Origin of the sequence: Xanthomonas sp. MLO165 (assembly GCF_018831305.1) — a bacterium.
In the GTDB taxonomy this organism is placed as follows: domain Bacteria; phylum Pseudomonadota; class Gammaproteobacteria; order Xanthomonadales; family Xanthomonadaceae; genus Xanthomonas; species Xanthomonas arboricola.
The window spans coordinates 896,467-908,683 of sequence record NZ_CP029263.1; the positions used below are offsets into that span (position 1 = coordinate 896,467).

A 12,217-nucleotide genomic window follows, 5' to 3' on the forward strand; every position below is an offset into this window, starting at 1 on the left:
CCTCCATGATTGACGCCCGCACCCAACAAGCCGACGCGCTGATCGGCGAACTGCAGCGCGAACATGGCGGGCGCCTGACCGTGTTTCTGGGCGCAGCGCCCGGGGTGGGCAAGACCTACGCCATGCTGTCGCGGGCGCGCGAGCGCCTGCGCCAGGGCATGGACGTGGTGGCCGGGGTGGTGGAAACCCATGGCCGCAGCGAGACCGCGGCACTGCTGGATGGCTTGCCGCTGCTGCCGCGCACCCGCATCAACTACCAGGGCCGGGAGCTGGAAGAACTCGACCTGGACGCGTTGCTGGCGCGCAAGCCGAAGCTGGCGCTGATCGACGAGCTGGCCCATCGCAACGTGCCGGGCAGCCGGCACGAGCGGCGCTGGCAGGACATCGTCGAACTGCTCGATGCCGGCATCGATGTCTACACCACGGTCAACATCCAGCACCTGGAAAGCCTCAACGACATCGTGCTGCGCATCACCGGCGTGCGCGTGTCCGAAACCGTGCCCGATGCGGTGTTCGACCGTTTGCGCGACATCGTGCTGGTGGACCTGCCGCCGCGCGAACTGATCGAGCGCCTGCAGCAGGGCAAGGTGTATCTGCCCGAGCAGGCGACACAGGCCTTGCAGGCGTTCTTTTCGCCTTCCAACCTTACCGCGCTACGCGAGCTGGCGATGCAGACCGCGGCCGACCGCGTCGACAGCGATCTGCGCGACACCCAGGCCGCACGCGGTTTGCCGGGCACTGCCGCCTTGCGCCGCCGCGTGGTGGTGGCCATCGATGGCCGTGGCAGCTCGGATTACCTGGTGCGGGTGGCGCGGCGGTTGTCCGAACGACGCGATGCACCGTGGACGGTGGTCACCGTGCAGACGCGCACCGTGGCCGACGCCGCCTGGCAGCTGGAGATCGACCGCGCCTTCGCACTGACACGCCGCCTGGGGGGCGATACCGCGCTGCTGCACGGCGCCAACGTCGCCGAGGCGTTGCTGGATTTCGCCGCGCAAAACGGCGTGTCCACGCTGGTGCTGGGGCGCACGCGCGAACGCCCGCTGGCGCGCATGTTCAACCGCACGCTGACCCAGCAACTGCTGCAGCGTGGCGCGCATTACGAACTGGTCATCGTCAGCTCCGCGGACGCGCGTGCACGCGCACGCCAGCGTTGGCGCAATCCGCGCCAGTGGCTGCAGCGTTACGACCTGGCCTTCGCGGCGATCGCCGCCGCTGCCGCGGTTGCAGTGGCGTGGGTGATCCAGCGCTGGACCGACATCGACGACCTGTCGATGGTGTTCATCGTCGCGGTGGTGCTGGTGGCCTCGCGCACGCGCATGGCCGCCGCGGTGATCGCCGCGCTGCTGAGTTTTGTCGCCTACAACTTCTTCTTCATCGAACCGCGCTTCACCCTGCACATCAGCGCGCGCCAGGGCGTGGTGACGGTATGCCTGTTCCTGATCGCCGCCCTGGTCGCCGGCCGCCTGGCCTCGCGCCTGCGCAGCCAGGTGCTGGCCTTGCGCGCTGCCAATGCGCATGCCAATGCGCTGCAGACGCTGGCCCGCGAGCTCAGCACCGCCGCCGACCTGGGGCAGGTGCTGGAAGCCGGCCGTCGCGCGCTGGCCACGGCCCTGGATGCCGAGGCCTGGTTGCGTCTGGAGCAGCGCGAAAGCGATGCACCGGCCAGCTTCGGTGCACTCGATCGCAGCGCGGCGGACTGGACCCAGCGCCACGGTCAGCCGGCCGGCCGCTTCACCGATACGCTGGCCGGTGCGCAGTGGTGGTGCCTGCCGGTGCGGCACGAACGCGGCAGCCTCGGGGTGGCCGCGCTGCGCTTCCGTCAGAGCGTGCAGCGGCCCGGCCTGGAGGAGCGTCGGCTGGCCGAAGCGATGGTGGAGGACATCGGCCAGGCGGCGCTGCGCACGCGCCTGGTCGCCGATCTGGAAGGAGCGCGTGTCAGTGGCGAAACCGAGCGCCTGCGCTCGGCATTGCTGTCCTCGGTCTCGCACGATCTGCGCTCGCCGCTGGCCTCGATGATCGGCTCGGCCAGCAGCCTGGCCAGCTACGGCGATGCGATGGACGCGCAGGACCGCCACAGCCTGCTCGACACCATCCAGCTCGAAGGCGAGCGGCTGGATCGCTACATCCAGAACCTGCTCGACATGACCCGGCTCGGCCACACCGGGCTGACCTTGAAGCGCGACTGGATCGGTGTGGACGAGCTGATCGGCTCGGCCACGCGGCGGCTGCAGCGCTACCAGCCGGCGGTGCGCCTGCAACTGGATCTGGCCGCCGACCTGCCGGCGATCTGGGTGCACCCGGCGCTGGTGGAACAGGCCATCTTCAACGTGCTGGAGAATGCGGCAAAATTTTCGCCAGCCGGTGTGGCCGTCACCGTGCAGGCACGGCTGCAGGCCGGCGCTCTGCAGATCGATATCGGCGACCAGGGTCCCGGCATTCCCGAGGACGAGCGTGCGCGCATTTTCGACATGTTCTACAGCGTGGAGCGTGGCGACCGCGGCCGTCATGGCACCGGGCTGGGCCTGACCATCTGCCAGGGCATGATCGGCGCGCATGGCGGCAGCGTGGAGGCGCTGGCCGGCGCCGATGGTCACGGCACCACGATCCGCATTACGCTGCCGTTGCTCGTTCCCGCCGCGCCACCTCGCCCCGATGCCGACTGACCCCACTGCCATCCCGCCTGCCCGCGTGCTGATCGTCGACGACGAGCCGCAGATCCGCCGCTTTCTCGACATCAGCCTGCGTGCGCAGGGCTACCGCGTGCTGCAGGCCGGCACCGCCGAGGAAGGCCTGGCCACGCTGGCCGGGCAGGGCGCCGAACTGGTGGTGCTGGACATCGGCCTGCCCGATCGCGACGGCCACGAGGTGCTGCGCGAGATCCGCCAGTGGTCCAACGTGCCGGTGATCATGCTCACCGTGCGCGCCGGCGAAACCGAAAAGGTCGCCGCGCTCGATGCCGGCGCCAACGATTACGTCACCAAGCCGTTCGGCGTGCAGGAACTGATGGCGCGCATCCGCGCACTGCTGCGCCAGGCCGGCGCCGGCAGCACGGTGGAAGAGAGCGTGTTCGACGACGGCCGCCTGCACATCCACCTGGGCCTGCGCGAGGTCACCCTCGATGGCGAAGCGGTGCCCTTGAGCCGCAAGGAATACGCCTTGCTCGCGCTGCTGCTCAAGCACGCCGGCCGCGTGGTCACCCAGCCGCAACTGCTGCGCGAGGTGTGGGGTCCCACCCATGAAGAAGACACCCATTACCTGCGCATCCTGGTCGGCAAACTGCGTCAGAAACTGCACGACGATGCTGCCGACCCGCATTACATCGTCACCGAACCGGGGGTGGGTTTGCGCTTTATCGGGGTGACGCGCTGAGGCGACAACGCCACTAGCGCGGTGGCAGCACCTTGCCCGGATTCAGGATCCCGTCCGGATCCAGCGCGGCCTTGATCGCGTGCATCGCCGCCAGCGTCGCTGCGCTGAAGGCCTGGGCCATGAAGTCGCGCTTGGCCACGCCGATGCCGTGCTCGCCGGAGAGTGTGCCTTCCAGCGACAGCACCAGTGCGAACAGACGCGGCAATGCGGCATGTGCGCGCGCGTCTTCGTCGGCATCGGCCGGGTCGTACATGATGTTGACGTGCAGGTTGCCGTTGCCGGCATGGCCGAAGGCCACGATCGGCAACGCGAATTCGGCGGCAAGCGCTTCCACGCCGGCCACCAGTTCGGGGATGCGCGAGACCGGCACCACCACGTCCTCGTTGATCTTGCCCGGCTTGATCGTGCGCAATGCCGGCGACAGCGCACGCCGCGCGGCCCACAACCTGTCGCGCGCGCTGCCATCGGCGGCCACGTCCAGGCTCACCACGCCCTCGCCATCGGCGGCATCGTGCAAGGCCTGCAATGCGTAGGGCAGGGTGTCGTGATCGCCATCGGCTTCGATCAGCAGCATCGCGCCGGCCTCGGGCACATCGCTGCCGTTGCGGCGCAGTAATGCGATCGCACTGGCATCCATGAATTCCAGCATCCTCGGCGTGGTCGGTTGCGCCATGATGCGCGACACCGCCGCCGCGGCGCTGGCCGCATCGCGATACAGCGCGCGCACGCCGGCTTGCGCGATCGCGCGCGGCGTCAGCTTCAAGGTCGCTTCGACGATGATCGCCAGGGTGCCTTCGCTGCCGACCAGCAGATGCGTCAGGTCGTAGCCGGTGGAATTCTTCGTGTACGCGCCGCCGCAGCGGATCACCTCGCCGGTGCCGGTCACAGCGACCAGGCCGAGCACGTTGTCGCGGGTGGCGCCGTATTTCACCGCGCGCGGGCCGCCGGCATTGGTGGCCAGGTTGCCGCCGACGCTGCAGATGTCCGCGCTGGACGGATCCGGCGGCCAGAACAGGCCATGCGGCTGCAAGGCCTGCTGCAATTGGCCGTTGAGCAGGCCCGGTTGCACGATGGCGCAGCGATCGGCCGGACGCAGCGCAAGGATGCGATCCATGCGTGCCATCGACATCACCACGCCGCCGGAAAACGGCACCGCCGCACCGGTGGTGCCGGTGCCGGCGCCGCGCGCGACGATCGGCACGCCATGCGCGCGGCAGGCCTGCACGATCGCCACCACATCCTCGGTATCGCCCGGCAAGGCGACGGCGGCGGGCAATGCCCAGCGGCGCGAATCGTCCTCGCCATAGCGGCGCCGCGCGTCGTCGCCGGTCAACCAGCCATCGGGGCCAAGCCGCGCGGCCAGTAACGCGGCCAAGGCAGTGGGAAGCACATCGGTCATGAAGTGTGATCCTGTGGTGCCGCGCGCTGGATGCATTTCCATCCCAGCACCGCGACGGTGAGCGGCAGCCAGACCCAGCGCAGCTCGGAGAGCAGCGTGGCAAGGCCGCGCGCATTGAAGAAACCGTTGGCGAAAGGCGACACGCGAATCGGCCGCCATGGCGCGAACCAGCGCGCCTCGCTCCAGGGCCAGGTCAGTGCAACGCCCAGGCCACCGGAGGTCATCGCATCCAGCAATGGATGCGATGCGGCGCAGACGAACAAGAACGCTGCTGCCTGCAGCGCGTCCGCACGCAACAGGCGATGCGCAACACCACCCAGCAGCGCGATCAGCCCGGCAAACAGCAACGAGTGGCTGGCACCGCGATGGCCGAACGCATCCGCATACGGAACATGCAACGCGAACGCCAGCACATCGGCATCGGGCAACATCGCCGCGACGATGCCGGCACCGAGCAGGCGCGGCGACAGGCGGCCGCGTTCACTGGCGCACCAGAGCGCCAGCGGCACCGCGGCATGGGTGATGATGGTCGGCATCGCGCGTGGGTCGTCGTCAGCAATCGTCGGCGCGGAAGGCGTCGCGGATCCAGTTCAGCACCACCGGCTCGCCGCTGGCTTCCACTACATCGAAGCGGCACGGCAAGGTCGCCAGCGCCGGGTGATAGGCAAGGAACAACTGCGCGGCCAGCACCAGCTTGCGGCGCTTGCGCGCATCCACCGATGCCGCGCCGCCGCCGAAGCGGTTGTCGCGGCGATAGCGCACTTCCACGAACACCAGTGCCTGGCCGTCGCGCATCACCAGATCCAGTTCGCCGCCGCGGTAGTTGGCATTGCCCACCACCAGCTGCAACCCGGCCTGCTCCAGCAGCGTGCGTGCGGCCGCTTCCACCGCCGCACCCCGCTGCTGGCGCGCTGCCGGCATGGCGTCAACGGCCGTCGGCGATCGGCACCGGGCGGCCACCGTTGAAGGTGGACCAGGCCGGGGTGCGCAGCACGTTGCCGAAGCCATCCAGATGCAGCGTGCCGGTGGCGCCACGCAGGCCGCCGTCGGTGCCGGTGGCGAGTTTTTCCAGATAGGCGCTGATCTTCCAGGCGTCGTAGCCGAACGCGAACAGGCGCGCGCCGGGTCCGCGTGCGCTGGGCAGCGTGCTGGCAACCTGGGTGGAGGCCGGCAGCCCGGACACGCCCAGCGCGGTCCAGGTTTCGCTGGGGTAGATGATGCCGTCCAGGGCCAGGTCGTCTTCGACCTTGCCGGTGCCGGCCACCAGCTGCGAGGTGCCCACGCGCGATTTGCCGGCGAATCCGCTCAAGGCCAGTTGCGGCGCCAGCGCGCGCGCGGTGTTGCCGCGCACCGCCAGGAATACCGCATCGGCAGCACCGTAGTTGCGCAGCTGCGCACCGATGTCGCCCGGTACCTCGGCCACGCTGATGCTGCCGGCGACGCTGCCGCCGCGTTCGGTGAAACGGTCGCGGAAGGCCTTGATGGTGCGCTTGCCGTTGTCGTCGCTGGTGCCGACGATCAGCACGTTGCGGCGCTCGCGCGAGAGCAGGTATTCGGCGGCCATGATGCCGTCGTCTTCCGGCGCCAGCGAGAAGCCGGCGCTGCCGCTGGGCGGTGCCTTGTTGTCGGTGGGGCGGTTGAGCGCCAGCACCGGCACTGCCAATTGGCCGCGCGCGAACACGGCGCTGACCTCGTCGCGACCCAGCGGGCCGACCACGTAGTCGACCCCGGCGCTCACCGCCTTGTCGTAGGCGGCATTGGCGCCGGCGGCAGTGCCGGCGGTATCGAAGAAGCGCAGTTCCGGGCGGCGGCGGGTTTCGGCGTAGTAACCGGCCAGCAGGCCGTCGCGCACCGGCGCCGAGGCGGTCGCCAGGCTGCCGCTGAGCGGCAGCAGCACGCCCAGCTTGACCGGCGGGCGGTAGCCGTCGCGTTCGGCCGGCGGGCGCTTGCTGGTGTCAAAGCCCCATTGCGCGTCGCGATCGAACGCGCGTGGCAGCGCCAGCCCGCGGCTGATCAAGGCGCGCCCGGCAAAGTTGTACAGCGGGTCGCCCGCCGGCAGCGCCGCAGTGCGGCCCTTCAGCGTGGCGTCGTCGAGTGCGGCGAGCAGGCGCACGATCGCGCGCTGGTTTTCGCTGCGCGGGGTGCCGGTCAGGCTGGCGTCGGCGCGTGCGCGGTCCGCGGCGGCCCCGAACAGGTCGCCGGTGCCTTCCAGTGCGGCGGCGCGTGCCAGCAGCCAGCGGGTCTGCAGCGGCTGCGGCAGGCCTTGCGGGCTGTCGCCCAGCGCCTGCAGCGCCTGCGCGGCCTGCTTGTCGATCACCGCCAGCTCGCCGGTCAGCAGCGCGAAGCGGGCGCGGTCTTCGCCGCTGAGATGGCGCGGGGTGACCTGCGCTAGCAGCGTGCGCGCACGCGCGTCATCGCCGGCGTCGTGCCAGCCGAATGCAGATGCGGCCAGCAGGCGGCTGCGCTGCGCACCGCTGGCGCTGGCCGCCTCGGCTTCCAGTTGCTGCGCCGCCTCGCGCGGCTTGCCCTGGTCCAGCAACGCCAGCGCCGCGCTCTGGGTCGGCGAGGCGGTCTGGGTCACGCTGCTGGTGGCGCAACCGGCGGCCAGCATCACCATCAGCGACAGGGCGGAGATCCTTGCAACACGCTTGTTCATTTCAGATCCATTGGACGGGGCCCGCCGGGGCGGACCGTTAAAAACGCTACGATTCTACCCTTTGCCCTACGGAATACCGTTGATGACCTCCCCCGGAACCCTGCACGTGGTCGCCACGCCGATCGGCAACCTGGCCGACCTGTCGCCGCGTGCGCAGGAGGTGCTGCGTGGCGTGGCCGCGATCTGCGCCGAAGACACCCGCCATACCCGCCAGCTGCTCGGCCATTTCGGCATCGACCGCCCGCTGCTGGCCCTGCACGACCACAACGAAGAGGCGATGTCCGAGCGCATCGTCGCGCGCCTGCGCGAGGGCGAGTCGCTGGCCATCGTCAGTGACGCCGGCACCCCGCTGGTCAGCGACCCCGGCTTCAAGCTGGTGCGCGCCGCCCGCGCGGCCGGGATCCGGGTCAGCCCGGTGCCGGGTGCCTGCGCCGCCATCGCCGCGCTCAGCGTGGCCGGCCTGCCCAGCGACCGTTTCGGCTTCGAGGGCTTTCTGCCGGCCAAAAGCGCCGCCCGCCGCGAGCGCCTGGCGCACCTGGCCGGCGAAACCCGCACCCTGGTGTTCTACGAGTCCTCGCACCGCATCGTCGAGTCGCTGGCCGACCTGCGCGGGGCCTTCGGCGACGAGCGCCCGGCGGTGATCGCCCGCGAGCTGACCAAGCTGTTCGAAACCGTGCTCGACGGCACCCTGGCCGAGCTGCAGGCCAGGGTCGAAGCCGACGACAACCAGCGCAAGGGCGAGTTCGTGGTGATGGTGCAGGGCGCCGCCGACGCCGCCGAAGGCCAGCTGGCCGAAGGCCGCCGCGTCTACGCCAAGCTGGCCGAACACCTGCCGCCGTCCACCGCCGCCAAGCTGGCCGCCGAGCTGACCGGTGCGCCGCGCAAGGCCTTGTATGGCGGCTAGGTGTGTTGTTGCAGGAGCACGTTGACATGCACCGGGATTTTTCTCGGTAAGGCCTCTCGCGCCCGGGTGCGCTCCTACGGGCAATTGCGGGCCTGCCGGCGATGGCGGGGCTGGCAGCGTTGCGCCGTTCTGCACGGTGGCGATAGCGTATAGTGCGCCCCGGCGGAGTCGGCCAGACAGTCGCGTCACTCGCAAGAGTGCCGAGGAAAGTCCGGGCTCCATAGGGCAAGGTGCCAGGTAACGCCTGGGCGGCGCAAGCCGACGGAAAGTGCAACAGAAAGATACCGCCTACGTCCCTCGTCACCCCTCTGCCGCCACTGAAGCGTGTCGGCGATGCATATAGGTATCGCCAAGTGCGTTCGGAGGCCGCAGAGGGGTGGCGAGGGGCCGGTAAGGGTGAAATGGTGCGGTAAGAGCGCACCGCGAGTCCGGTAACGGACCGGCACGGCAAACCCCACCTGGAGCAAGACCAAATAGGGATCCATTGGCGTGGCCCGCGCTGGATCCGGGTAGGTTGCTTGAGCGCTGCGGTGACGTAGCGCCTAGACGAATGACTGTCCACGACAGAACCCGGCTTACCGGCCGGCTCCGCCACCTTACTTTCGGGCGTTCGCCCTTCTCAACGCGGGGCCCCTCTGGGGGCCAGAACCTCCGCGGCTGTGTCGCTGCCTTCTTTGGGCGTTCGCCCCAAGACCACACCCACGCTTGGTACCGCCTTCGGTATTGCAAAACGCGGGCCCCGCTGCGGGCATGCCAGAACGCCCGCGGCTGTCTCGCTGCCTTCTTTGGGCGTTCGCCCCAAGAAGACACCCGCGCTTCGTACCGCCTTCGCCAGTACAAAACCCGGGCCCCGCTCCGGGCACGCCAGAACCCTGCGGCTGTCGCCGCGCCCCCTTGACTCAAGGGGGCTTGCACTTGGGTGCGTTGGTGGGCGCCTTGCCTTGGCTGCGATCACTGTGCGCTGGTTGCGGCAGTCATTGTCGACGCGTCCCGACGATGTCCAGCCGCGTTTCGCCCTGGAAGATCCCGGCGGGGCCGAAGCGGCGTTCGTGGATGAAGCCGCTGCCCTGGTGGTCCACCGCGACGATGGTGCTGGCGCGGGTGCCGTAGCTGGAGCCGTTGATGAAGGCGGCCGAGAGCAGGCGTTCGGTGGGCAGGTCCACGCCGGTGTGGGGCAGGGCGGCGTCGGGCGCGATGGCGGGGTTGCCCAGGGCGGTCCACAGCGGTTGCAGGTCGTCGCTGCCGGCGGCACACCAGTCGCGCAGGACTGCAGTCAGCGCGGCGGTCTTGGGCCAGTGCGCGTCCAGCGGGCCGTTGGACATGCCGTGGATGCCCGGCGCCAGCGTGCGTGCCAACGGCGGGTGGTTGCTGAGGTGTTCGCAGCGCTCGGCGTCGCACAGCAATAGATTGAATGGCGGGAATTCGTGCGCAGCCGCTGCCAGGTCGCCGGCGTACACGGCCCCGTCCAGGCTGCCGGCCAGGTAGTCGGCAATGAGATGTCCGCGCGAGCGGCCGGACGCGGTGGCGAGCGGGTCGCGCACATTGGTCACCACTGCGGCGCGGCCGTCGCTGCCCAACCCCACCCAGCTGCCGCCCGAGCGCAGGTCGCGGCCCGCCAGCACGCCGTCGGCGGGTGCCGGCCAGCGCGCCAGTGCAGCGGTCGGCCGGTCGTGGAATTCATCGCGGTTGCCCGCCAGCAGCAGGCGCCAACGCGGGTGGGTTTTCCAGGCAAGAGCGACCAGGCACATGGCGCCGATTGTCGCCTGTTTGCGCAACGACCATGTGCAGCTGGCGCAGTGTGAAGTGAGACTGCGGTCGGGTTTACATGGCCTTCACGCCCCTGAATTTTTGTTCAATCTCAAAATCTGAGATGAAACAGCAACTTGTGGATAACCTTTGAACAAGTCTCTAAAGAGTGCTGCAACTCATTGATGCGACTGGCGATTTGTGACCTTCAAAGTTGTTGACAACCTTTGACGCGCTGCTAAGGTGGGCAACGGAGGGAAAACCAGGTGTTTTGTGGTTTTTCGTGGTTCAATGATCCCCCAGCGGGTATTCGAGGTTGTATTCGGTGTTTCAGGGCGAGACTGCCATCACGGTGGACGACAAGGGGCGTATGGCGGTGCCAACCGCGTACCGCGACCTGGTCACGCGCGTGAGCGGCAATCGCCTGGTGCTCACCTACAACCCGTTCGAAGCCGGGTGCCTGTGGCTGTACGCGGAAAAGGAGTGGGAGCGGGTGCGTGACGATGTGATGTCCAAGCCCAATACCCAACGCGTGGTCCGCACGCTGCAGCAGAAACTGGTGGGTTCTTCCGCAGTGCTGGAGCTGGACGCCAATGGCCGTCTGAGCATCCCGGCCAGCCACCGCAATGCGGTCGGCATCGAGAAGAAGGCCGTGCTGCTGGGCATGGGCGACAAATTCGAACTCTGGAGCGAGCAGGCACATCGCGCACTGATCCAGCAGACATTGTCTGACGGGGATCTGGGCGATGAATTGCTCGATCTCAGGTTGTGAGCCGGGGTGCCCGGATGCGCGGTGAAGCGCAGCCCGGTCACCCGGTGTCGCAGCCACCGGCGGCCCATGTGCCGGTGCTGTACACGCAGGTTCTGGACGGCCTGCAGGTGATCGAAAACGGAACCTATCTCGATGGCACGTTCGGACGTGGCGGACACGCCCGTGGCGTGCTGCAACATCTTGGCCCGGGAGGTCGACTGCTGGTGATGGACAAGGACCCCGACGCGATTGCCGTGGCCGAACAGTCGTTCGGTGACGATGCGCGCGTGTCCATCCATCGCGGCAGCTTTGCCGGCCTCGGCCAGGTGGTCGCTGCGGCAACCGTCGACGGCATCCTGCTGGATCTGGGCGTGTCCTCGCCGCAGCTGGACGTGGCCGGGCGCGGTTTCAGTTTCGGCAAGGACGGCCCGCTGGACATGCGCATGGATCCGGACGCCGGCCAGAGCGCGGCCGAGTGGCTGGCGCATGCCAGCGACCGCGAGATCGCTGACGTGCTGTGGACCTATGGCGAAGAGCGCCAGAGCCGCCGCATCGCGCGCGCCATCGTGGCCCGCCGCGCCGAACAGCCGCTGCTGCGCACCGCGCAACTGGCCGAGCTGATCGCCTCGGTGATGCCGCGCGGCGACAGCAAGACCCATCCGGCCACGCGCAGCTTTCAGGCGATCCGCATCTACATTAACCGCGAGCTGGACGATCTGGAAGCCGGCCTGGACGCCGCCCTGGGCGCGCTCAAGCCCGGCGGCCGCCTGGCGGTGATCAGCTTCCATTCGCTGGAAGACCGCATCGTCAAGCAGTTCATGGCCCGCTACGCCAAGGCCCCGCCGAGCAACCGCCGCCTGCCCGAAGCGCAGCCGTTCGTGCCGACGCTGCAGCTGATCAGCGGCGCCATCAAGGCCGACGACGCCGAACTGAGCGTCAACCCGCGCGCCCGCAGCGCCGTGTTGCGGGTGGCTGAGAAGCTGGGATTCGGGAGTAGGGATTCGGGATTGGAAAAGCGCTCTGAGCGAATCTCGAATCCCGAATCCCCAATCCCGGCGTCTCAAGGAGACGCCGCATGAGCCGCCTGCTGCTCATCGTGCTGCTTGCCTGCAGCATCGCCTCGGCGATCGGGGTCGTGTACATGCGCCACATGCATCGCAAGCTGTTCGTGCAGTTGTCCAAGCTCGAGCACACGCGCGATGAATTGAATATCGAATTCGGCCGGCTGCAGCTGGAGCAGGCCACCTGGGCGGAAAGCAATCGCGTGGATCAGGTTGCGCGTGCGCGCATCGGGATGAAGTTCCCGGAGACCAACGACATCGTGGTGGTGCGCCCATGAGCGAACGCCAGGACAGCCGTTTTGCACGGCACAGCCGCCCGCAGGGTGGC

At 68.8% G+C, this 12,217-nt stretch carries 11 protein-coding genes and 1 other RNA gene; 7 read left to right on the forward strand and 5 right to left on the reverse strand.

The features are described 5' to 3' along the window. Positions 1 to 5: 5 nt before the first annotated feature. Together DGN21_RS03775 and DGN21_RS03780 are read left to right on the forward strand one after the other, a co-directional pair. Positions 6 to 2,666, forward strand: a complete 2,661-nt coding sequence (locus DGN21_RS03775) for a sensor histidine kinase KdpD (RefSeq protein ID WP_039523533.1) — start codon at positions 6 to 8, stop codon at positions 2,664 to 2,666. Continuing rightward, positions 2,656 to 3,372 carry a response regulator transcription factor gene (locus tag DGN21_RS03780; protein ID WP_016903095.1) on the forward strand — a complete coding sequence of 239 codons (717 nt, stop codon included), beginning with the start codon at positions 2,656 to 2,658 and terminating at the stop codon, positions 3,370 to 3,372. Before DGN21_RS03775 ends, DGN21_RS03780 begins: the two co-directional genes overlap by 11 nt. A 13-nt stretch (positions 3,373 to 3,385) precedes the next feature. On the opposite strand, the gene DGN21_RS03785 is transcribed toward DGN21_RS03780, so the two are convergent. From DGN21_RS03785 to DGN21_RS03800, 4 genes are read right to left on the reverse strand one after another with little or no spacing between them, the layout of a single operon-like run. Beyond that, positions 3,386 to 4,771, reverse strand: coding sequence for an FAD-linked oxidase C-terminal domain-containing protein (locus tag DGN21_RS03785; RefSeq protein ID WP_126965294.1), 1,386 nt, complete (start codon positions 4,769 to 4,771; stop codon positions 3,386 to 3,388). Beyond that, on the reverse strand, positions 4,768 to 5,307 hold the full coding sequence (locus DGN21_RS03790; protein WP_024939435.1) for a metal-dependent hydrolase: 540 nt from the start codon (positions 5,305 to 5,307) through the stop codon (positions 4,768 to 4,770). Before DGN21_RS03790 ends, DGN21_RS03785 begins: the two co-directional genes overlap by 4 nt. A gap of 16 nt (positions 5,308 to 5,323) precedes the next feature. Continuing rightward, positions 5,324 to 5,692: a YraN family protein gene (locus DGN21_RS03795; RefSeq protein ID WP_046345708.1), complete on the reverse strand. Its 369-nt coding sequence runs from the start codon at positions 5,690 to 5,692 to the stop codon at positions 5,324 to 5,326. A gap of 4 nt (positions 5,693 to 5,696) precedes the next feature. Beyond that, the gene (locus tag DGN21_RS03800; protein WP_039530705.1) at positions 5,697 to 7,427 is read right to left on the reverse strand and encodes a penicillin-binding protein activator; all 1,731 of its coding nucleotides are present in this window, start codon (positions 7,425 to 7,427) and stop codon (positions 5,697 to 5,699) included. Between the two features lie 82 nt (positions 7,428 to 7,509). On the opposite strand from DGN21_RS03800, the gene rsmI reads away from it, so the two are divergent. Together rsmI and rnpB are read left to right on the forward strand one after the other, a co-directional pair. Next, a complete protein-coding gene (rsmI, locus tag DGN21_RS03805) occupies positions 7,510 to 8,331 on the forward strand; it encodes a 16S rRNA (cytidine(1402)-2'-O)-methyltransferase (RefSeq protein WP_039523544.1) in 822 nt (273 codons plus the stop codon). 164 nt (positions 8,332 to 8,495) lie between these two features. Continuing rightward, an RNA gene (gene rnpB, locus DGN21_RS03810) (RNase P RNA component class A) lies at positions 8,496 to 8,925 on the forward strand. Between the two features lie 380 nt (positions 8,926 to 9,305). On the opposite strand, the gene DGN21_RS03815 is transcribed toward rnpB, so the two are convergent. Next, positions 9,306 to 10,079: an NRDE family protein gene (locus DGN21_RS03815; RefSeq protein WP_126965295.1), complete on the reverse strand. Its 774-nt coding sequence runs from the start codon at positions 10,077 to 10,079 to the stop codon at positions 9,306 to 9,308. A gap of 314 nt (positions 10,080 to 10,393) precedes the next feature. Between DGN21_RS03815 and mraZ the strand changes: the two genes are divergently transcribed. Genes mraZ through ftsL form a run of 3 tightly spaced genes read left to right on the forward strand, consistent with a single transcriptional unit; the run spans position 10,394 to position 12,167 of the window. Then, positions 10,394 to 10,849, forward strand: coding sequence for a division/cell wall cluster transcriptional repressor MraZ (mraZ, locus tag DGN21_RS03820; RefSeq protein ID WP_016903087.1), 456 nt, complete (start codon positions 10,394 to 10,396; stop codon positions 10,847 to 10,849). A 14-nt stretch (positions 10,850 to 10,863) separates the two neighbouring features. Further along, a complete protein-coding gene (gene rsmH, locus DGN21_RS03825) occupies positions 10,864 to 11,907 on the forward strand; it encodes a 16S rRNA (cytosine(1402)-N(4))-methyltransferase RsmH (protein WP_160954919.1) in 1,044 nt (347 codons plus the stop codon). Beyond that, entirely contained in the window at positions 11,904 to 12,167 is a 264-nt protein-coding gene (gene ftsL / locus DGN21_RS03830) for a cell division protein FtsL (RefSeq protein WP_005991913.1), read from the forward strand. The genes rsmH and ftsL overlap by 4 nt, the downstream gene beginning before the upstream one ends. Positions 12,168 to 12,217: the final 50 nt, after the last annotated feature.